The following is a 20,987-nucleotide window of genomic DNA, read 5'->3' on the forward strand; positions in this document are numbered from 1 at the left end:
CGCACGAGGCTGGACTTCCGCTCGGCCTGACGCCGTCAAACCAGGGAGCCCCATGTCTGTCGTGAGCACCACCGCCTACCGTCGAGACCACTTCTTCGTCGGTGGCCGATGGATCGAACCTGCGGGGACGGAGCGTCTGGTGGTGGTCTCACCGGCGACCGAGGAGCCGGTGGGATCGGTTCCCGCCGCCGTGGCCGCCGACATCGACGCGGCGGTGGCCGCCGCCCGGCAGGCCTTCGACCGGGGGCCGTGGCCCCTCATGACGCAGCAGGAGCGCGCCGCGAAGATGCGCGATCTGGCAGCCGCGATGCGTGCGCGGGTGGAGGAGACGGCGACCGCCATCACCTCGGAGATGGGCTCGGTGATCTCCTACACCCGCGCTGGTCAGGCCCCCGCGCCGATCGACATGCTCGAGTACTACGCCGGCCTCGCGGGCACCGTCGGCCAGCCCGAGGAGGGCCGGGTCGGCGCCTACGCGACCTGGACCGTGACCAAGGAGCCGATCGGCGTCGTCGGCGCCATCGTGCCGTGGAACGGTCCGATCTTCCTCGCGATGTTCAAGATCGCTCCGGCCCTGCTCGCCGGCTGCACGATCGTGCTCAAGCCGTCGCCCGAGTCGCCGCTGTCGGCGTACCTGCTCGCCGAGGCGCTCGAGGCGGCCGACTTCCCGCCGGGCGTGCTCAACATCGTGCCGGGTGACCGCGAGGTCGGACGACACCTGGTGCTCCACCCCGACGTCGACAAGATCGCCTTCACCGGCTCCACCGCCGCCGGCAAGGCGATCATGGCCGACTGCGCCCACGACCTGAAGCGCGTCACGCTGGAGCTCGGCGGCAAGTCGCCCGCCATCGTTCTCGACGACGCGGACCTGGCGACGTCCCTGCCCGGCATCCTGTTCGGCTTCACCCAGAACAACGGTCAGATCTGCGTCTCGAACTCCCGCCTGATCGTGCCCCGCTCGCGCCGCGACGAGATCGTGGAGGCGATCGCGGCCGGCCTCGGCGAGGTCACCCTGGGCGACCCGTTCGACGAGGCGTCGACCATGGGCCCCCTCGTGGCGCAGCGCCAGCGGGACCGGGTGGTGGGTCTGCTGGAGGGCGCCCGCGCGGAGGGCGCGACGATCGCGTACGGCGGCGGCGACGGCGGCATGGACCGCGGCTGGTACGTCGCGCCGACGCTGGTCACCGACGTCAAGCCGGGGATGACCATCGCCCGTGACGAGGTCTTCGGCCCGGTGTTGAGCATCATCGACTACGACACCGAGGACGAGGCGATAGCGATCGCCAACGACACCGAGTACGGACTCGGCGCGGCCATTTTCACCACCGACGACGACCGGTTCGCCCGGCTCGCTCGCCGGGTCCGCGCCGGCACGGTCAACCGCAACACCCACCTCACCGACTACTACCTGCCGTTCGGCGGCTGGAAACAGTCGGGCATCGGGGTCGAGGGTGGCCCCGAGGCGGTCGAGAGCTACCTCGCCACCAAGGTCCTCGGCCCGTTCGGCTGAGGAGACCCCGGCGACGGTGCAAGGCGAGAGCAAGGAGAGCAGCATGAAGGCGAAGGCAGCAGTCGTCTGGGGTCCCGGCGAGCCGTGGACGGTCGAGGAGATCGAGGTCGATCCGCCGGGGCCCGGTGAGGTGCTCGTCGAGTGGGCCGCTTCGGGTCTGTGCCACTCCGACGAGCACTTCCGCAGCGGTGACAGGGTCCCGGCCGAGATCGAGGAGACGGTGTTCCCGCTGCTGGGCGGTCACGAGGGCGCGGGGATCGTCTCCCAGGTCGGACCCGGGGTCACCGAGCTCGCGGTGGGCGACCATGTCGTGGCCAGCTTCGCCCCGACCTGCGGCAAGTGCCGGTACTGCACGTCCGGTCGCGCGATGATCTGCGACGCGAACCGGGACTTCATGGCACCCGGGCAGCTCGTCGACGGGGCGATCAAGCACCGCGTGCGGGGCCGCGACCTCTTCGTGATGGCGAAGCTGGGAACCTTCGCCGAGCGCACCACCGTCTCGGTGAACTCGGTGATCCGGATCGACGCGGACATCCCGCTCGACGCGGCCTGCCTGGTGTCGTGCGGCGTCCCCACCGGCTGGGGATCCGCCGTGGTCCGCGGTGGTGTGCGGCCGGGCGATGTCGTGGCGGTGGTGGGCCTGGGCGGCCTCGGGATCAGCGCGGTCCAGGGTGCCCGGCTGGCCGGTGCCGCCCACATCGTGGCGATCGACCCGTTCGAGTCGCGACGTGACTCCGCGGCGAAGCTCGGTGCCACCCGGGTGGCCGCCTCGATCGAGGATGCCCGCCCGGACATCGCCCACCTCACCAACGGCCAGGGCGCGGACGTCGTCGTCCTGACGCCCTCGGTCGTCACCGGCGAGATCCTGGCCGAGGGACTCTCCATCACCGGCAAGGGCTGCGTGTGCGTGTCGGTCGGGATGGGCGAGCTGGGACAGACGCCGGTCCCGATCGACATCGGCATGTTCTCCCTGCTCCACAAGGAGATCCGCGGCAGCCTCTTCGGCGGGATGAACCCCCGTTCGGCACCGGTCCAGCTCCTCGGCCTCTACCGTGACGGCCTGCTGGATCTGGACGCGATGATCACCACCTATCCGCTCGACGACATCAACACCGCCCTGGCCGACACCTCCCAGGGACGCGTCGTCCGGGCCGTCGTCAGGATGGGCGCCGCTTCGTGACCCGGGCCACCCACGCGGCGGCGCTGCCCCGGGTCGAGATCGTCGAGGAGGGGATGCGCGAGGGGATGCAGATCGAGGACGCCTCGATCCCGGTCGCCGATCGGGTCGAGCTGCTCGACTCGCTCTCGGACACCGGCCTCGGCACCATCGTCGTCGGGTCGTTCGTCCGCGCCAACTGGGTGCCGCAGATGGCCTCGGTCGAGGAGGTGATCGAGCGGATGAAGGTCGTCCCGGGCGTGCGCTACACGGCGCTCGCGCTCAACGCCAAGGGGGTCGAGCGGCGCGCTCGGTTCGTACCGCCGCTCACGGTCGAGGTCGCTCCGCGGCTCGAGGTGCACGCCTGCGACGTCTTCGTCCGGCGCAACACCAACCGTTCCCAGGCCGACGAGATCGGCAGCTGGCCCGCTGTCGTCACCCGAGCCGTCCAGGCCGGTACGACGGAGGCCACCGTGCGGGTCAACGCGGCCTTCGGGTCGAACTTCGTCGGCGACATCGCCCCCGCCGACGTCCTCGCCCACCTCGAGGCGATGATCGGGCGCTGGGAGGAGGCCGGGATCGCTGTGCGAACGGTCTGGCTCGGTGACCCGATGGGCTGGAACACGCCCCTCGCGGTGGAGACGCTCCTCACCGAGATCCAGGCGCGCTGGCCGGGCATCCACCGCTTCCACCTGCACCTGCACAACCAGCGCGGTGCGGCCCTGGTCTCGGCGTACGCGGCCGTCAGAGCGCTGCGAGCCCAGCACACGCTCGTCCTCGACGCCGCCATCGGCGGGGTCGGCGGCTGCCCCTACTGCGGCAACGGTCGTGCCACCGGCATGATGCCGACCGAGGACCTCGTCGACATGGTGGAGGAGATGGGCATCGATACCGGCGTCGACCGCGACGCCGTGATCGAGGCCGCCGTCCTGGCCGAGCGCGTCTTCGGCCACCGGCTCTACGGCAAGACCGCACTGGCCGGCCGTCGGCCCCGGGGTGCCGCGCTGTACCCGCCCGACATGCCGTTCGTCGAGACGCTCGAGGAGGCGAGCCACTTCCGCCTCGGCCCCGAGGTGTACGCCGGCCAGCGGACGCCGTGGCGCGAGCCCATCACCAGCCCGCAGCTCGACAGGGTGCGCCGAGCGCAGGCAGCGACCCGTGGCTGAGGTGCTGCAGGTCGAGGTCCGCGACCATGTCGCCCACCTGACCTTGAACCGTCCCGAGGCCATGAACGCGCTCAACCGCGAGCTGAAGCGCGCGTTGATCGAGGCGGCACACGCCGCGTCGGTCGACCCGGAGATCTGGGTGGTCGTCCTGTCCGGCGCGGGCGGACGGGCGTTCTCCGTCGGCGGCGACCTCAAGGAGATGGGCTCGCGCGACGACAGCGGTCGAGCGATGACCTCGCCGATGTCGGAGGCGGAGCGCAACCTGTACGAGGTCGTCCTCGAGATCCCGAAGCCGACCATCGCCGTCGTCGACGGCTACGCGCTCGGCGGCGGTTTCGAGCTGGCCCTCGCGTGCGACCTGCGGGTCTGCTCGGATCGGGCCCGCTTCGGCCTGCCCGAGGCCACCATCGGCATGGGCGCCAACTTCGGCTCCGTGCTCCTCCCGCGACTCATCCCGCGAGCGATCGCCCTGGAGATGCTGTACTTCGCGCGCAGGATGTCGGGGGAGGAGCTCGCCCGGCTGGGGCTGGTCAACCACGTCTGGCCGGCCGAGGAGCTCGACACCCGCGTCGCCGCGTGGCTGGCGGAGCTGACCAGCAAGGCGCCGATCACGCTGCAGCGCTACAAGCACATGGCGCTGAAGGGCTGGGAGCTCCCGGTGGCGGTCAACCTGCGCCTGGACGTCGGTCCGAACCCCTACACCTCGCAGGACCGCATCGAGGGCAATCGTGCCTTCCGCGAGAAGCGTGCACCTCGGTGGCGGAACCGCTGAGAACAGCGGAGACCGACCATCGCCAGCCGAGAGAGCGCCCCCGCCGGGGGCGCTCTCTCGTTTCCGGTCGCGCGGTAATGCCGCCGGTAATGGCCCTCTCAGCACGATGAGTCATCTCACAGAGAGGCAAGGGAAAAATGACCAGTACTGTTGACGCCCCGAGCGCCGTGGACGACCCGACCGCGATCGACTTCGGCCAGATCGCCGACCCGGTGGAGCGCGCTCGCACACTCGCCCCGATCATCCGCGACTCAGCGGAGCGCACCGAGTCCAACGGGACGCTCTCGCCCGACATCGTCGACCTGGTGAAGCGCGCCGAGCTCTTCTGGACGCTCGCTCCGACCGAGGTGGGTGGTCTCGGCGCCGACGTCGTACAGGGCCTCCAGGTCACCGAGGAGCTCGCGGCCGCCGACGGCTCCACCGGTTGGAGCGTCATGGCCAACATGTCGGTCACGGGCTTCATGGGCGGTCACGCCAGCGACGCCGCCGTCGACACGCTCTACCGCAGCAACGGACGCTCCATCATCGCCGGCATGTTCGCCCCGATGGGGAAGATCGAGCCCGTGGCCGGCGGCTACCGGGCACGAGGCAGCTACAGCTTCGGCAGCGGCAGCGGTCACGCCGACTGGATCGGCGGCGGAGCCAAGGCCGTCGACGAGAACGGCCCCTACGACCTGATCTTCCTCGTCCCGCGCTCCGAGGTCGTCTTCAAGGGTGGCTGGGACGTGCTCGGGCTGGCCGGCACCGGGAGCTACGACTACGAGATCCCGGAGCAGTTCGTCGCCTCGGAGTTCACCACCCGCCGCGACGGGGGCACCCCTCTGCGCGGTCAGGCCAGCCAGTACCTCGGTCTCCAGATCCTCGGCTCCGCCGGTCACGCCGGAGTCGCGCTCGGCCTCGCGCGTCGCGCCCTGGAGGAGCTGCACGCCATCCTCGCCCAGGGACGGGTGCGCCCCGGCGCCATCCCGGTGCTGGAGCAGCAGCTCTTCCTGCACGACTTCGCCGGTGTGGAAGCCAACCTGAGGTCGGCGCGCGCCTACGTGATGGAGGCCTTCGGCGACGCTCTCGCGACCGTCAGCAAGGGCGATCCCTACACCGAGCTCCAGTACCAGCGCATCCGCCAGGCCTCCACCTGGGTGACGCGGGTGGGCATGGACACCGTCAACTTCGCCTACACCTGGTCCGGCAGCAAGGGCCTGCGGGAGCCGAGTGCGATGGGACGCTGCCTGCGCGACATGCACGCCGCCACGCAGCACGTGTACGTCGACTCGACCACGATGGTCACGGCCGCCTCGGCGCTCCTGGGCGCCTACGCGACGGCCTGAGGTGGGGTCCCTGCGGGGAGAGGTCGCCGTCGTCGGCATCGGCGCGAGCGACTTCTTCCGTTACGGAGGCTCGACCGAGTCCGAGTTCGCGATGGTCTGCCGTGCGATCCTCGCCGCCGCCGAGGACGCCGGTCTCCCGGTCGAGGAGATCGACGGGTTCACCGCCTACTCCAACGATCGCAGCGAGCCGCTTCGCCTCGCCACCGCGCTGGGCATCCGCGAGCTCCGGCTCGGCGCGATGCAGTTCGGCGGTGGCGGGGGTGGCTCGGCCGGCCACGTGGCGATCGCCGCGAGCGCCGTCGCCACCGGGCTGGCCGACTACGTCGTCGCCTACCGCGGATGCCGCCAGGGCGAGGTCGGCCGGTTCGGCCGCGGCGTCGGGTACGGCGGGTCCGGCAACGCTGCCCACGTCTCCGGCTACGACCTCGGCGGCGCGGCGATGGGGCCGTACGGCGCCTTCGCCGCCCCGCACCGCTACGCGCTCCGGGCTCAGCGCATGCTCGCCGAGCACGGTGTCTCGCAGTCGACGATGCGTGCCGTGGCGCGGGCCGCGTACCACCATGCGCAGCACAACCCCAGCGCCGTCATGCGCGGACGCGAGCTGACCGACGAGATCTACGACAGCTCGCGGTGGGTCAGCGAGCCCTACCACCTCTACGACTGCTGCCAGGAGAGCGACGCGGCCGCGGCGATCATCGTGACGACGGCGGAGCGGGCCCGCGACCTGAGGGCGAAGCCGGCCTACATCCTGGCCGCCGGCCAGAGCGGGGAGTACCGCTCGGGCGCCGGCGGCGAGAACGCTCCGACCTATGCCACCGGCGGGATCCGGGCGCTCGCGCCACGGCTCTACCGCGACGCGGACGTCAAGGTCGGCGACATCGACACCTTCCAGGTCTACGACAACTTCACCGCGGGCGTCGTGATGGCGATGGTCGAGCTCGGCGTCTGTTCCTATGCCGAGGCCGACGAGGTGCTCACCTTCGACAACCTCGTCGCGCCGACCGGGAGGTTCCCGCTCAACACCAGCGGTGGGAACTTCGCCGAGGCCTACATCCTCGGGATGGGTCATCACCTCGAGGCGGTGCGCCAGCTGCGCGGCACCTCGACCAACCAGGTCGCCGACGCACAGATCTCCGTCGTGACCGGCGGTCCGATGACGACCTTGTGCAGCGGTGTGATCTATGGAACGGAGAGCACCCTGTGAGCGAGACGACCTCGGCGGCGCGGCCGCCGTACTACCTGCCGCCGGTGCTGGGTGCTCCCCAGCCGCTGGACAGCGGCCTCGACACGCCGTTCCACGACGGTCTGCGGGCGCACCGGGTGGTGCTGCAGCGCTGTGCGTCGTGCCAGGGGTGGCAGTGGCCGCCGGAGGTGCTCTGCCACCGCTGCCGCAGCTTCGACATGGTGTGGGAGGAGCCGACCTCGCTGGAGGGCGCGGTCTACACCTGGACCCGGGTGTGGCACGCCGCGCGGGAGGGCCTGGAGGCCTCTGTCCCGTACGTCATCGTCGTCGTCGAGCTCGACGCCGCCGACGGCGTACGTCTGGTCGGCAACCTCCTCGGTGATCCCCAGCAGGAGGTCGTGACGGGCATGCGCGTCCTGCCGGTCTTCGAGGACCACGACGACGTCGACCGGCCCTACACGCTCCTGCACTGGCGCGCGGTCTGAGCCGCGCGCGTCACTAACGCCGCCGATAACGCGGCGCCGACAACCATTCATCGCAGTCAGCAGTCCTGCAGTAGGAGAGGCCTTCACCATGGGCATCGATTCCCTTCCGCTGAGCGGCATCCGCGTCATCGAGTTGGCTCAATGGGTCTTCGTGCCGAGCGCGAGCGCGATCCTCGCCGAGCTCGGTGCGGACGTCGTCCGGATCGAGCACCCCACCCAGGGCGATCCCTATCGCGCCCTCGCCACCTCGGGGTACGGCAACTCGGGCCGGTCGATGTCGATCCGCTCGGCCCAGGTCAACCGGGGCAAGCGCAGCATCGGGATCGATCTCTCGATCCCTGAGGGCAAGGCGCTGGCGCACCGTCTGATCGCCTCGGCCGACGTCTTCATGACCAGCTTCCGCGCCGGAGCGCTGGAGCGACTCAACCTGACCCAGGCGGAGGTGGAGGCGCTCAACCCGGGCATCGTCTACGCCCGCGGCGACGCCTTCGGACCGCTCGGTCCCGACTCGGCGGCACCGGGCTACGACATCACCGCCTTCTGGGCGCGCGGTGGCATCGGTGCGCTCGTCACCGACCCCGAGAGCGCCAGGATCGCGAAGCAGCCGCCGTCCTTCGGCGACCGGATCGCCTCGCTCGGTCTGGCGGCCGGGATCCTCGGCGCACTGGTCGGCAAGGTGCGCACCGGCCGCGGCGGCGAGGTCAGCTCGTCGCTGATGGCGGCCGCAGCCTGGGTGGGAGCGAGCGACATGCTGACCGGCGAGGCGCCAAAGGAGGCGGCCCGGCCGACCGTGCCGGCGACGCCGTTGACGACGTCCTACCGCTGCTCGGACGGCCGCCATCTGATGATCAACCTGATGCAGTCGGAGCGGTACTGGTCCGACTTCTGCAAGGCGATCGGAGCCGAGGAGCTGACGGTCGACCCGCGCTTCCTCGACTTCGCCGCACGGGCCGGTCATCCCGATGAGCTGCACGCCGAGATCGCCGGCCGGATCGGTGCCGCTCCGCTGAGCCGATGGCGGGAGGTCTTCGCCGACTTCGACGGCCCCTGGGCCCCGGTACAGACGGTGCACGAGGCGGCGCAGGACCCGCAGGTCCGGGCCAACGCGTTCCTGCTCGCTGTCGACGACGGGAGCGGCGAGGAGCTCGTCCGGGCGCCCTTCACGGTGGGGGAGGTGCCGCAGTCGCTTCCGCGTGCCCACGAGCTGGGTGAGGACACCGAGGTGGTCCTGCTCGAGTTCGGGGTCGCCTGGGAGGAGATCGAAGACCTCAAGGCGCACGGTGCTGTCACCTGAGCACCCGACGAGCGACCAGCGAGGCGACCAGCGAGGCGACCAGCGAGGCGACGAGAGCGAGAAGAGGACCCAGATGAGCGACACCCACGAGCCCCCGTACGCCCTCCGCTCGTGGGACGGCGACCTCAGCCGTCCCGAGGTGGAGCGGCGGGTGGCGGCCCTGGCCGGTCAGGTGGAGACGCTGATGGCGGGCGACGATCGACCCGTCGGGGTGATCGCGCGCAACTCCGGTCAGACGCTGATCGCCTTCCTGGCCACGGTGCTGAGCGGATCGACGTTCATCCCGCTCAACGTCCATCTGGGCCCGAGCGAGCTGCGCGGCATGCTCGAGGACGGCACTGTCGGCCTCGTCATCGCCGACGCGAGCCAGGCCCCGATCGTCCGGGCAGCGGTGCAGGGGATGGCGCCTCCGCCGCGGGTGCTCTCCTGGGGCGAGGAGCCCGGGCCGGACCGGCTGCGGATCGAGGACCTGCCGGCAGGGCCCGACGTACTCGATCCCGACAAGCCGGTGGCGATCCCGCTGCTGTTCAGCTCCGGCACGACCGGTCGACCGAAGCGCGTGTCGATGCCGCCCATCCTGTTCCCGGGTCGGGTCAGCCGCCGCGAGTTCCTCGCGTGGGCGCGCACCAGCCGGTTCGTCGGTCACGGCCCGCACCTGGTGGCCGGCCCGATGTACCACTCGGGACCGCTCCAGGCGACCTGGTTGCTGGCAGCGGGCGTCCCGATCGTGGCGCCGCGCAAGTTCGTCGCGGTCGAGATCCTGGAGACGATCGAGCGCGAGCGGATCGGCACCACGCTGATGGTGCCGACCCACTTCATCCGGCTGCTCAGGGCGCGCGACGAGGCGGAGCGGACCTACGACGTCAGCTCGATCACGCACGTCACCCAGACCGGTGCCGGCTGTCCCGACGAGGTGAAGCTCGCGATGATCGAGTGGTGGGGTCCGGTCTTCCTCGAGACGTACGGCGGCACCGAGTCCGGTGGCGTCTGCTTCATCGAGAGCGACGAATGGCTCACGCACCGGGGCTCGGTCGGACGGGCGTTGCCGCAGTACCGGATCCTCATCGTGGACGCGAACGGCGAGGAGCTGCCGGTCGGAGCCGAGGGGAAGATCTACTTCGAGGACTCCACCGGGCGGGGCATCCGCTACGAGAACGACGCGGAGAAGACCGCTCGGGCACACCTGCGTCCCGGCGTCTTCACCCTGGGCGAGGTCGGCCGGATCGACGCGGAGGGCTACCTCTACCTCACCGACCGTGACAGCGACAAGGTCGTCTCGGGCGGGGTCAACCTCTACCCCGCCGAGATCGAGCAGGTGCTCTCCCAGCATCCGGCGGTCGCCGACACGGCCGTGATCGGCGTCGACCACCCCGAGATGGGGGAGGAGCTGCGTGCCTTGGTCGTCCTCCGCGACGGGGCGCACGCGAGCGAGGACGAGCTGATCTCCTACGTGCGTGCCGGGCTGTCCTCACTCAAGGCGCCGCGCTCGGTGCTGTTCGTCGAGGAGATCCCGCGGTCCTCGATGGGGAAGCTGAACCGGCGCGACCTGCGCCAGCGCTTCGGACAGGTCGAGGCCGTGTCGCTGGGTGCGGAGGCGGTCTGATGGGACCGCTGCAGAACCTCACGGTCCTCGATCTGACCAGGGCCCTCTCCGGCCCGTACGCGACCCTTCTCCTCGCCGGGATGGGCGCCCGTGTCATCAAGGTGGAGGAGCTCGGCTTCGGCGACGTCGCCCGCGGCAACGTGCCCTACGCCGGCCGCGACGGCGTCCACCGCCAGCCGCAGCACGACGACGACCTCTCGGTGCCGTTCCTCGATCGCAATCGCGGCAAGCTCGGCGTCACGCTGAACCTCAAGCACGAGCGAGCACGCGAGGTCTTCGCGGACCTGGTCCGTCACGCCGACCTCGTCGTGGAGAACTTCAGCCCGGGTACGGCGGATCGGCTCGGCGTCGGCTACGCCTTCGCCGCGCAGATCAACCCGGCGGTCGTCTACGCCTCGATCAACGGCTTCGGATCCGACGCGGACGCCTCCGACGGCAAGGCCTACGACCTCATCACCCAGGCTCTCAGCGGCGTCACCATGGCCAGCGGCATGCCGGGCGACGAGCCCACCCGGATCGGGATCCCGGCCGGGGATCTGATCGCGCCGCTGTACGCCGTGATGGGATCGCTCGCCGCGATCATCCGCGCCCGGGAGACGGGCGAGGGTCAGCACGTCGACGTCTCCATGCTGGGCGCTCTGACCGCCCTCGTCGCCGTCGAGCCCTGGGATGCCTACGAGGCCGTGGGGATGGAGCCCCGGACGGGCAACTTCCTCAATCGCCTCGCGCCCTTCGGACTCTTCGAGTGCCTCGACGGACGGGTGGCCATCTGCGCCGCCACCGACAAGTTCTTCGCCCGCGTTCCGGCGGCGATCGGGAGGCCCGAGCTGCTCGAGGACGAGCGCTTCGCGCGGCGGGCGAGGCGCGCCTCGAACGCCGAGGCGATCCACGCGATCCTCGGCGCCTGGACCGCCGAGCGGACCGTCGAGGAGATCGTCAAGACCCTGAACGCCGCCGACATCCCGGTGGCGCCGGTGCGGACGCCTCGCGAGGCGATCCGCGACCCGCGCGTGCTGGACCGCCACGAGACGGTGCCGCTGGCCCATCCCACCCACGGCGAGGTCGGCGCGCTGATCGGCAGCGGTCTGCCGATCCGGTTCTCCCGGGACGAGGCCGGCTTCGCCGGCCCGGCACCGATCCACGCCCAGCACAACTCCGAGGTCTACGGACGTCTCCTCGGATACACCCCGGACCAGCTCGAGCAGATGGCCTCCGACGGCCTGATCTGACCGCGGCGACGCCCGTCGGTCACTGGAAGGAACCCCCGATGACGCAGTACGACTACCTCACCTACACGCCGTCCGCCGACGGACGCGTGGTCCGGATCATGCTCGACCGGCCCGAGACCCGCAACGCGCAGAACCGCGGCATGCTCACCGAGCTCCACGACGCCTTCCTGCGCGCCGAGGCCGACGACCAGGTCCGGGTGGTGGTCCTCGGCGGCAACGGCGCGATGTTCTCGTCGGGGCACGACCTGGGGACTCCGGTGCGGATCGAGGAGCGCGAGCCGGGTCCGAACCAGCACTGGAGCCACCAGGTGAACGGTGGCACCCGCGCGGGTGCCGAGAAGCGGATGCTGCAGGAATGGCAGTGGTTCTTCGAGGCCACCCGGCGCTGGCGCGACCTGCGCAAGATCACCGTCGCCGAGGTCCACGGGAAGGTGTTCTCCGCTGGTCTGATGCTGATGTGGGCCTGCGACCTCATCGTCGCCGAGGAGAACGCCGAGTTCGCCGACGTGGTCGGCACCCGGATGGGCATGTGCGGGGTGGAGTACTTCGCGCACCCCTGGGAGTTCGGCCTGCGCAAGACCAAGGAGCTGATGCTCACCGGCGACAGCATCACCGCCGAGGAGGCCTACCGGCTGGGGATGGTCTCGAAGCTGTTCAAGCGCGAGGTGCTGGCCGAGCGCACCGACGCGTTCGCCGCCCAGATCGCCGAGCTGCCGACGATGACCGCCCTGTTGATCAAGGAGTCGGTCAACCAGACGCAGGACATCATGGGGTTCCACAACGCGCTCAACGCCTGCTTCACCCTGCACCAGCTGAACCACTCGCACTGGGGCGAGATCCACCACGAGGAGATCGCCCGGGCCAAGCCCGAGGACGGCATCCCGCCGTGGAAGGACGCCCCGCCGGTCACGCCGGCGACGCGCGACAGCGTCGGCTCGCTGTTCGCGTCCTCGCCGCGGAGCGCCGTCTGATGGAGCTGGAGCTGACAGCGGAGCAGGAGGCGCTGCTGGGTGCGTCGCGCCGGCTCATCGGCGACCACATCCCCCTGTCCCGGGTGCGCGAGCTGGCCGAGGGAGCCGCGGCGGATCCCAAGCTGATCGTGCGGTGCGCCGAGCTGGGCTGGCTGGCCCCCTTCGTCCCCGAGGAGCTCGGCGGCGGGAGCGTGTCGGGCGATGCGATGGGCGATGCGGCGTTGGTGGCGGAGGTCAGGGGCACCGGACTCCTGCCCGAGCCGTTCATCGGCGCCAACGCCGCCTCGGTACTGCTCACCTCCGCACCCGAGGAGCTCGCCGCCGACGTCCTGCCCGAGCACGCGGCGGGGGAGGCGATCGTCGTCGTACCGGTCGACGCTCGCGCCGGTGTCGCGGGCCTCGCCGTCGAGGCCCGACCCGACGGCACCGACCTGGTGGTCGGGGGGACCGTCCTGATCGCCGGCCGCGAGCAGGTCGCCTCGGTCCTGGTGCTCGTGGCCGGACCAGAGCACCGCGCCGTTCTGGTGCCCCTCGATGCGGCCGGCGTCACGACCGACGAGGCCGGCGTCCTCGACGTGACGCAACCGCTGACGCGCGTGTCGCTGGACGAGGTCCGGATCCCCCGCGAGCGCACCTTCGTCGTACCCGCGGAGACGGTGCAACGCGCGAGTGCCGTCGCGGCGACGCTCTCGGCGTGCGAATCCGCCGGCGCGATGCAGGCCCTGTTCGGGCTGACCCGTGACTACGCGATGGACCGGGTCGCCTTCGGTCGCCCGATCGGCTCGTTCCAGGCGATCAAGCACCTGCTCGCCGACCTCAGCCTGACCGTCGAGTCGTCGGTCGCCGTCGCCGGCGCCGCCGCGCGCGCGGCCCGTGGCGACGGCCGGCACCACGACGAGGCGGCCCACCTCGCGAAGATCTATATCGGCGAGCGTGTCGCCGGCTTCGTGCAGGGGTGCCAGCAGGTCTTCGGCGGCATCGGCTTCGCCTGGGAGCACGACCTCCACCTCTTCATGCGCCGTCTCGTCGCCAACGCCGCGCTGTTCGGAACCGTCGAGGCACATCGGAGCCAGGTCCTGGCCGTCCACGCTGCCGAGTTGAAGGAGTGATCCAGGTGTCCAGCCCCACGACCGAGCCCAGCAGGGTCGAGCTCGACGAGTTCCGGGCCGCGCTGCGCGCCTGGCTGCCGCAGAACCTCGACCGACGCGGCTCCACGGCCCAGCCGCAGAAGCACTCGCCGGAGCACATCAGCGAGCACCGCGCCATCCAGCGCCGCGTCTTCGACGGCGGGTACGCCGGCATCACGTGGCCCTCGGCGTACGGCGGGGCCGGACTCACCCCGGCCCACCAGCGGGTCTTCGACGAGGAGGGCGCTGGCTTCGTGACCCCGGACTTCGGGTTGCTCAGCATCACGACGTTCGGATCGTGCGTCCCCACGATGCTCGCCCACGCGACGCCGGAGTACCTGCGCCGGCACGTGCCGCGGGTCCTGCGTGGGGAGGAGCTGTGGTGCCAGTTCTTCTCCGAGCCGGCCGCAGGCTCCGACCTGGCCGGGATCCGGACCCGGGCGCGCCGCCAGGGCGAGGACTGGGTGCTCGACGGAGCGAAGATCTGGAGCTCGATGGCCCACCTCGCCGACTGGGGGATGTGTCTGGCCCGCACCGACGTCGAGGTGCCCAAGCACCAGGGACTCACGTGGTTCGCGATCCCGACCGACGCCGAGGGGCTGACGGTCTCGCGCATCCGACAGATCACCGGGGAGAGCGAGTTCTGCGAGGAGACCATCGACGCGGTGGTCGTGCCCGACAGCGAGCGGATCGGCGAGATCGACCGCGGCTGGGGTGTCACGAACACCCTGCTCGTCTTCGAGCGCGGCGCGGGCCGTCCGGGCGGGGACGAGGCGCCCGACGATCCGGGACCGCTTCCTGCCGATCTCGTGTCGGCCGCGCGCCGCGGTGGCGGTCTCGCCGACGCGACAGCACTCTCGACGATCGCATCGGTCCACGCCGAGGACTACGCGGTGCGCCAGCTCAAGGCGCGGATCGCTGTCATGACCCGGCTCGGCACCGTGAGTCCCGGGGTCGCCTCCTACGGCAAGCTCGCCGTCGCCGCGGCGACGGCGCGTCGTGGCCGGGCGTTGATGGAGGTCGGCGGCCTCGGTGCGGTCGCCTGGACCCGCGCCGAGTCCGACGGCGGCCAGGAGGCGGAGGGCTTCCTCGCCAGCAAGGCTCCCTCGATCGCCGGTGGCACCGAGCAGATGCAGCGCAACGGCGTCGCCGAGCGGGTGCTCGGCCTGCCGCGGGAGCCGGCGGTCGACACCGACATCCCGTTCCGCCTGATCGCCGAACGTGCGCGCGAGTGGACGCGGTGAGCCAGCCGGTACGGTGACGCCATGGTCGACTCCACCGGCGAGATCTTGAGGGGAAGCGGCCTGGACCAGGCTCCGACCCCTTCTCCCGACACGGTCGATCGCCAGCGACTCCTGATCCGGCTCTGGCGAGCCTTCGACGCCAGTCCGTACGTCGAGATCCTGGCCGGCAGGGGATGGGGCAAGACAACCGTCGCGGCACAGTTCGCACAGACCGTGGGCGGACCCGTGGCCTGGGTCGACGGGGGTGCGGGAAGCAAGGCGCTCGAACCGCTGCTGCAGCTGTGGGACCAGGGCGGCGGCCTCGATCTGACCGTCGTCCTCGACGCCGCCGAGCAGCTGCTCGACGAGGGGGAGGACGGGGTCGCGGCACTGACCCGACTGGTCGCGGCGCGCCCCCGCGGGGCGCGCGTGCTCCTCTGCTCCTCACGGCACCTCGGCGCCGCCCTCGAGCAGGCAGGTGCCGGGACCGATCACCCACTGCTGACGGAGAGCGACCTGCGGTTCACCGCGCGCGACGCCCGGCGGCTGCCGTCGGCCGTCGCGGTGGCCGACCTCCTCAAGGACACCGGGGGGTGGGTCGCCGGCGCCGTACTGCTCGCCCAGGGCCGGCACGACCCGCACGCCACGGTGCGCCTCCACCGCCTCATCCGATCGGCCGTCCTCGAGGGCCTGCCGCCCACCGAGCGGGCGTTCCTGAGTCACACGGCGATCCTGCCGATCGTCACCCAGAGCGACGCCCGAGCCCTGGTCGGGGAGGAGGCCGAGGCCCTGGTGCACAGCGTCAGGCGCCGCGTGCTGCCTCTCGTCCACGCGACCGGCGACGCGCTCGTCTACCGGCGGCCCCTGCGCGAGCTGCTGCTGGCCGACCTGAGCTCCGATGACAGCACGATCGTCGACGACCTGAGCCGTCGACATCTCGACCACCTCCAGGCGTCCGGCCGGATGCGGGAGGCGGTCGAGTGGTGCGTCGCCGAGGGCGATCGGCAGGGCGCCGTCCACGTCGTCGAGCGCGTCGTCGCCGGACTGGCGAACCGGACCCCGGCCCAGGAGGAGCTCAGCGAGTGGCTCCAGCTCCTCGGGCCCGACACGGCGCTCGCCAGTGACGTGATCGCGGGTGCGGCGATCCGACGTCTGCACGCCGATCGGCGCACTCACGAGGCGACGACGCTCATCCGCCGGCTGAGCGAGGACGACCGCATCGAGCGCATCCTGCGGACGAATCCCGACCTGCATGCGACGGTGCTCTGGTGCCTGCACGAACGTCCCAAGGACGCGTTGAACTACCTCAGTGAGGAGTACGGCAGCTACCGGATCGACGCCGTCTCCTACATGGTGTCGGTGCTGGGCGGGACCGAGCCCATCGAGGCTCCCGTCCAGGTCTCGTGGGGCGAGCTCGCGGCCCTCGTCCACTGGGGCCTGATCTGGCAGGGCCGGCTGGACGAGGTGATCGACTCCGCCACCGACAGCCAGTCCGCGTTCGAGGACAATCCGAACGTCGTGATCGCGGCGCTGTGGACCGGCCGCCTGGATCTTGCCAAGAGCGCCTGGGAACGGATCCCGGCCGGCCGCAACGAGCGACCGCAGGCGCAGCTGGCTCGTGCGGCCTTCCTCCTGGCCGAGGGCCGGCTGGAGGAGGCTCTCGAGGTCCTCGCGCGCAACCGTGCCGCGGCCGAGCGCGCTGGTCAGGAGAGCACCTTCGACGTCCTGTACGCCTACGTGCTGATCCGGAGGGGAGAGGCGGCTCGAGCGATCCCGCACCTGACGCCCCGCCTGCCCACGATGCGGGGGACCGGGCACCGGGCGATCGAGGAGTGGGCTCGGATGGTGCTCGGCATCGCGCATCTCGAGGCGGGTGACCTCGATGCAGCGCAGTCGTACCTCACCGACGCGCTCGCGAGCATGCGGCCGGCCGGCCGGCTGCTGCTCGCTGCCGCGGCCGAACGGGCGCTCGCGGAGGTGCGGCTCCGCCGCGGCAGCGCAGCGGTAGACCCAGCGGTCGATGTAGCAGTGGCCGAGCTCGTCCCCGACGAGGCCCCGGCCGGCCTGACGGGCCACGTGGGCAGTCGGTTCTGGGAGGCGGAGGTGGCCGCCCGCACCCCCCTGGTCGAGGCGACGCTCGCCCAGCGGCGCGCGCCGGTGCCGGCAGCCGCGGCGACGCGCCCCGAGCGATCAGCAGACCCGGCCTCAGCGGTGCTCTACTCCTTCGGGGAGCCGGCGGTGCTCGAGATCGGGGAAACCCGCAACGTGTTGAGGAGGACCAAACTGGTCGAGCTCATCGCCGACCTCGCGCTGCACGGCGGCGCGATGGACCGCGATCTGCTCCAGGCCAGGCTGTTCCCCGACATCGACCGTCGCCGGGCGAGCAACTACTTCCGCCAGGTCGTCTTCAAGATCCGGGAGCTGATCGGCGTCTCGCTGCACCGCGACGGTGCCCTGCTCGTGTGGCCGGAGGAGATCCCGCTGCGCGCCGTCGACATCGACTTCGAACGACGGATCGAGGCCATCCCGGGTGTGGACGCCGAGGCCGGTCAGGTCCGTGACGTCTTCGATCTCGCGGCGGCGCCCTACCTCCCGGCGAGCGAGCTGCCGTGGGTCGTCGAGCGACGCAACCACCTGAGCCTGCTCTACGAGAAGGCGGTGGTCAGCGAGCTGCACAAGGCGTACGACGCCGGCGACCTCGAGCTGATCCGCGACTACGGCGCCCGGGCGATCGCCATCAATCCCTACGCCGAGGATCTCTACCTGCTGATGATCCGCGCTGAGCAGAACTGGGGCAGCGTCGCGCGCGGGCGGGCGATGTTCCGCGCGGCGCACGAGTCGATGAAGGATCTCGGGATCGAGGTGTCCGAGGAGCTCCGCGACGCGGCACAACGGCTGGGAGCGACCTCCGGGTGAGCAGCCCGCACGTTCTCGCCGCGGGGAAGATCCCGTTCGAGTGACAGCCGTCACAGGATGCTTGCTAGCCTGAGCGGATGCTCCAGCTCGATGAGGAAGCCACCCGGCGCCCGGTGGGATGGCTCCATCGCCTGAGCCGGTCCCACCTGCGCGACCGGGTCGTCGACCTCCTGCGACACCATCGCGTCGTCGTGGTGCAGGCCGGCCGGGGCTGGGGCAAGTCGACGCTGGCCGAGGACGTCTCGCTGTCGTTCGGCGGACCGGCCAGGTGGGTGCGCTGTGCCGAGCTGCTCGAGGGCGGCCTGGAGGAGAGCGTGGCCGGCGGGCCCGGGCTCATCGTGGTCGTCGACGCCGAGGAACTGGTGCACCACGACGGGCTCGCACGCCAGCTGCGACGGCTCGCCGAGACCGCCGAGGACGTCCCGGGCTCGGGCGTGGCCGCCCTGCTGCTCACCCACGGTGCACTGCCAGGGACGCTCCGACGCGCGGCCGACGAGCTCCGGATCGCGGTGCTGACCTCCTCGGACCTGCGGCTGTCGATGGGGGAGGTCGAGGAGCTCCGCTCCCGCTCCGCGGCGGCCAACCCGCTGTCCGCCACCGAGGTGATGCGTCTGACGGGCGGGTGGCCGCGCGGCGTCGGGGCCGCTGTCCAGCTGGACGCCCACAACCCTCGGACCGTCGATCTCCTCGACGACGCCATCGAGTCCTCGGTGATGGCCGACCTCGGCGAGGCCGAGCGTGACCTGATCATCCGGGTCTCCGTGCTCGACTCCGCCGATCCGGCCACTGTCGCAGCGCTCCTCGGCGAGGAGGCCGGGCGGACGTGGGAGCGGATCGGACGGCTGCACCTCCCGATGGTCATCAGCGAGGGCGGTCGGCTCACCCTGCGGCCTCCGCTGCGCGACTACCTGCGCTCCGAGCTGGCGCGGGTCCACCCCGGTGCGGCCGAGCAGCTGCGCTCCGCCTACCTGTCGCACCTTCGCGCGCACGGAGCCCTCGTCGAGGTCATCGACTGGTACCTGGATCGGGGCTCGCGGGCGCAGGCCCTTGACCTGATCGTCGAGGCCGCGGACCTCGACCTCGACCCGCTGCTGCTCGACCAGGCGTTCGACAGGTGGGCGCAGTCGTTGGGCGTCGACGCGCTGGTCGGGCGTGACGCGACCGCCGGCCTGATGATCCGCGTCCTCCACCGCCGGGGCCAGACCGAGCAGGCCGCGCTGCTGGGTCAGCAGCTCATCGACGAGGGCCGGATGCAGGCGATCCTGGAGGCCGACCCCGAGCTGCGGCCCGTCGTCGTCTACTGCCTCCACAACCGGCCCGAGGTCGCCCTCCGGCTGTTGCCGCAGGCGCTGGGCAGCTACTCGCTCGGGTCGATCGCCTACTCGGTCGCCGTCACCGGCAGCACCCGCCCGGTCGAGCCACCGGACCGCGCCGAGTGGGGCGACCTGGCCATCCACGTCCTGTGGGGTCTGCTGTGGCAGGGTCGGCTGCAGGAGGCGATCGACGCGATGACGCAGGACGGTGTCGTCACCGAGCCGACGTCGAGCCTGGCGCTGGCGGCCCTCTGGTCCGACCAGCCGGCACTGGCCGAGGAGGTCTACCGCCGGATCCCGAAGTCCGACGGCTACCCCTGGGCGCAGTTCGTCTCCGCCGCCCTGGCGCTCCACGACGGCGATCATCAGCGGGGCCTGCGCGTGCTGAGCGCCGCCATGCCCGCGGCGCAGCGCCAGCAGGCGGCGCCGACCTTCGAGACGCTCGCGGCGTGCCTCATGCTCAAGGCCGGCGACACCAGACGGGCGATCCGGCATCTCGAGACGCGGTTGCCGCAGCACCAGACCAGCGGTCGGCGTGCCGTCGGGGAGTGGGCACAGTTCATCCTCGCTCTCGGCTACCTCGAGCAGGATCGTCACGACGCCGCCGCCCAGATCCTCGAGCCGGCGATCTCGGCGATGGAGCAGGCGGAGAGGTTCCTGCTGCTCTCCGCCGCGCGGCTGGCGTACGCCGAGGCGTCCGCGCGCGGCGGTGCGCCGACGCAGGTCGTGCGTCGGCTGCTGGACACCGCCCTGACCACCCGGGCCGGTGTCGGCAGCAGCTACTGGGAGCGCGAGGCGCTGCTGCACGCGCGCGAGCTGCGACGCCTCGGACTCGTCGACGGCGGCGAGCAGACCTCGAGCGGTCCCGACGTACGCGAGCGCGCGCCTGCCGTCGCCGAGCCGGTAGGCCTCCCGGGCGGTCCGGTGGGTCGGCTCTCGACGTTCGAGCAACCGGCCGCGCTCGAGCTCGACGGCATCAGACATCCGCTGGGGCGCACCAAGCTCGCCGAGCTCATCGCTGACCTCGCGGTCCACGGTGGCTCGGTCGACCGGGCCGCGCTGCAGATGAGGCTGTTCCCGTACGTCGGGCAGCGCAGCGCCGGCAACCACTTCCGGCAGGTGCTGTTCAAGCTGCGCGAGCTGACGGGCGTGGTGCTGGACCGGCCCTCCCGCAACGAGATCGGCTGGCCGGCGGGGGGAACCCTCGACGCCACCGACCTCGTCGTGGAGGCGCAACTGCGCCGACTGCTCACCCAGGCCCGGGTCGACACCGAAGCGCTCCGCGCCATGTTGGACCTGATGACCGGGCCCTACCTCTCGACCAGCGAGCTGAGCTGGGTGGTCGAGAGGCGTCAGCTGCTCAACCTCCTCTTCGAGGAGGGCGTGCTCCGGCTGCTGCGCGACCCGGACGGCTCCGTCGACCTCGACATCGTCCGCATCTACGGCATGCGAGCGGTGGTGCTCAGTCCCTACAGCGAGGACGTCTATCGGCTGATGATCGAGGCCGAGCTCGACCGGGGGAGCGCGCAGCGGGCGCGCGCCGTCTACCGCCGTGCGGTCCATGCCATGAAGGACCTCGGTCTGGAGCCGTCGGGCGAGATCCGAGCGCTGGCGCGTCGGTTGGGCCAGCGGTTGTCGGCCGAACAGGGCACCCAGGGCGTGTGACGGCGGTAACGTCGCTCGTAACGGCCCGGATTAGATGCTCGTGGCGTTC

The 20,987-nt window shown here is 71.4% G+C and carries 15 protein-coding genes; all 15 read left to right on the forward strand.

Going from position 1 to position 20,987, the window contains the following annotated elements; translation table 11 throughout:
- Positions 1–52 precede the first annotated feature (52 nt).
- The 15 genes from P5P86_RS09910 (at position 53) to P5P86_RS09980 (ending at position 20,938) form a co-directional block, all read left to right on the forward strand.
- Complete coding sequence (locus P5P86_RS09910; protein ID WP_280611166.1) at positions 53–1,510, forward strand: aldehyde dehydrogenase; 1,458 nt, start codon at positions 53–55, stop codon at positions 1,508–1,510.
- A 43-nt stretch (positions 1,511–1,553) separates the two neighbouring features.
- Entirely contained in the window at positions 1,554–2,690 is a 1,137-nt protein-coding gene (locus P5P86_RS09915) for an NDMA-dependent alcohol dehydrogenase (RefSeq protein WP_280611168.1), read from the forward strand.
- Positions 2,687–3,832, forward strand: coding sequence for a hydroxymethylglutaryl-CoA lyase-like TIM-barrel protein (locus P5P86_RS09920; protein WP_280611169.1), 1,146 nt, complete (start codon positions 2,687–2,689; stop codon positions 3,830–3,832). The genes P5P86_RS09915 and P5P86_RS09920 overlap by 4 nt, the downstream gene beginning before the upstream one ends.
- The gene (locus P5P86_RS09925) at positions 3,825–4,604 is read left to right on the forward strand and encodes an enoyl-CoA hydratase/isomerase family protein (RefSeq protein WP_280611170.1); all 780 of its coding nucleotides are present in this window, start codon (positions 3,825–3,827) and stop codon (positions 4,602–4,604) included. The genes P5P86_RS09920 and P5P86_RS09925 overlap by 8 nt, the downstream gene beginning before the upstream one ends.
- 137 nt (positions 4,605–4,741) lie before the next feature.
- Positions 4,742–5,929 carry an acyl-CoA dehydrogenase family protein gene (locus P5P86_RS09930; RefSeq protein WP_280611171.1) on the forward strand — a complete coding sequence of 396 codons (1,188 nt, stop codon included), beginning with the start codon at positions 4,742–4,744 and terminating at the stop codon, positions 5,927–5,929.
- A 1-nt stretch (position 5,930) separates the two neighbouring features.
- The gene (locus P5P86_RS09935; protein WP_280611172.1) at positions 5,931–7,133 is read left to right on the forward strand and encodes a thiolase C-terminal domain-containing protein; all 1,203 of its coding nucleotides are present in this window, start codon (positions 5,931–5,933) and stop codon (positions 7,131–7,133) included.
- Positions 7,130–7,597, forward strand: a complete 468-nt coding sequence (locus tag P5P86_RS09940) for a Zn-ribbon domain-containing OB-fold protein (RefSeq protein ID WP_280611173.1) — start codon at positions 7,130–7,132, stop codon at positions 7,595–7,597. Before P5P86_RS09935 ends, P5P86_RS09940 begins: the two co-directional genes overlap by 4 nt.
- An 88-nt stretch (positions 7,598–7,685) precedes the next feature.
- Positions 7,686–8,891: a CaiB/BaiF CoA transferase family protein gene (locus P5P86_RS09945; protein WP_280611174.1), complete on the forward strand. Its 1,206-nt coding sequence runs from the start codon at positions 7,686–7,688 to the stop codon at positions 8,889–8,891.
- 73 nt (positions 8,892–8,964) lie between these two features.
- On the forward strand, positions 8,965–10,494 hold the full coding sequence (locus P5P86_RS09950) for an AMP-binding protein (protein WP_280611175.1): 1,530 nt from the start codon (positions 8,965–8,967) through the stop codon (positions 10,492–10,494).
- On the forward strand, positions 10,494–11,723 hold the full coding sequence (locus P5P86_RS09955) for a CaiB/BaiF CoA transferase family protein (RefSeq protein WP_280611176.1): 1,230 nt from the start codon (positions 10,494–10,496) through the stop codon (positions 11,721–11,723). The genes P5P86_RS09950 and P5P86_RS09955 overlap by 1 nt, the downstream gene beginning before the upstream one ends.
- 38 nt (positions 11,724–11,761) lie before the next feature.
- Positions 11,762–12,694: an enoyl-CoA hydratase gene (locus tag P5P86_RS09960; RefSeq protein ID WP_280611177.1), complete on the forward strand. Its 933-nt coding sequence runs from the start codon at positions 11,762–11,764 to the stop codon at positions 12,692–12,694.
- The gene (locus tag P5P86_RS09965; protein WP_280611179.1) at positions 12,610–13,803 is read left to right on the forward strand and encodes an acyl-CoA dehydrogenase family protein; all 1,194 of its coding nucleotides are present in this window, start codon (positions 12,610–12,612) and stop codon (positions 13,801–13,803) included. The genes P5P86_RS09960 and P5P86_RS09965 overlap by 85 nt, the downstream gene beginning before the upstream one ends.
- Positions 13,804–13,808: 5 nt before the next feature.
- Positions 13,809–15,065, forward strand: coding sequence for an acyl-CoA dehydrogenase family protein (locus P5P86_RS09970; RefSeq protein ID WP_280611180.1), 1,257 nt, complete (start codon positions 13,809–13,811; stop codon positions 15,063–15,065).
- 21 nt (positions 15,066–15,086) lie between these two features.
- Positions 15,087–17,960, forward strand: a complete 2,874-nt coding sequence (locus P5P86_RS09975) for an AfsR/SARP family transcriptional regulator (protein ID WP_280611181.1) — start codon at positions 15,087–15,089, stop codon at positions 17,958–17,960.
- 77 nt (positions 17,961–18,037) lie between these two features.
- Positions 18,038–20,938, forward strand: a complete 2,901-nt coding sequence (locus P5P86_RS09980; RefSeq protein ID WP_280611182.1) for a winged helix-turn-helix domain-containing protein — start codon at positions 18,038–18,040, stop codon at positions 20,936–20,938.
- Positions 20,939–20,987: the final 49 nt, after the last annotated feature.

It is taken from the genome of Nocardioides sp. BP30, from assembly GCF_029873215.1.
Taxonomy (GTDB): domain Bacteria; phylum Actinomycetota; class Actinomycetes; order Propionibacteriales; family Nocardioidaceae; genus Nocardioides.

Bases quoted from the DNA above. Each gene is read 5' to 3' on its own strand.
- P5P86_RS09945 (WP_280611174.1), top strand. From the start codon at position 7,686: ATGGGCATCGATTCCCTTCCGCTGAGCGGCATCCGCGTCATCGAGTTG.
- P5P86_RS09980 (WP_280611182.1), top strand. From the start codon at position 18,038: ATGCTCCAGCTCGATGAGGAAGCCACCCGGCGCCCGGTGGGATGGCTC.
- P5P86_RS09930 (WP_280611171.1), top strand. From the start codon at position 4,742: ATGACCAGTACTGTTGACGCCCCGAGCGCCGTGGACGACCCGACCGCG.
- P5P86_RS09915 (WP_280611168.1), top strand. From the start codon at position 1,554: ATGAAGGCGAAGGCAGCAGTCGTCTGGGGTCCCGGCGAGCCGTGGACG.
- P5P86_RS09910 (WP_280611166.1), top strand. From the start codon at position 53: ATGTCTGTCGTGAGCACCACCGCCTACCGTCGAGACCACTTCTTCGTC.
- P5P86_RS09950 (WP_280611175.1), top strand. From the start codon at position 8,965: ATGAGCGACACCCACGAGCCCCCGTACGCCCTCCGCTCGTGGGACGGC.
- P5P86_RS09960 (WP_280611177.1), top strand. From the start codon at position 11,762: ATGACGCAGTACGACTACCTCACCTACACGCCGTCCGCCGACGGACGC.
- P5P86_RS09975 (WP_280611181.1), top strand. From the start codon at position 15,087: ATGGTCGACTCCACCGGCGAGATCTTGAGGGGAAGCGGCCTGGACCAG.
- P5P86_RS09955 (WP_280611176.1), top strand. From the start codon at position 10,494: ATGGGACCGCTGCAGAACCTCACGGTCCTCGATCTGACCAGGGCCCTC.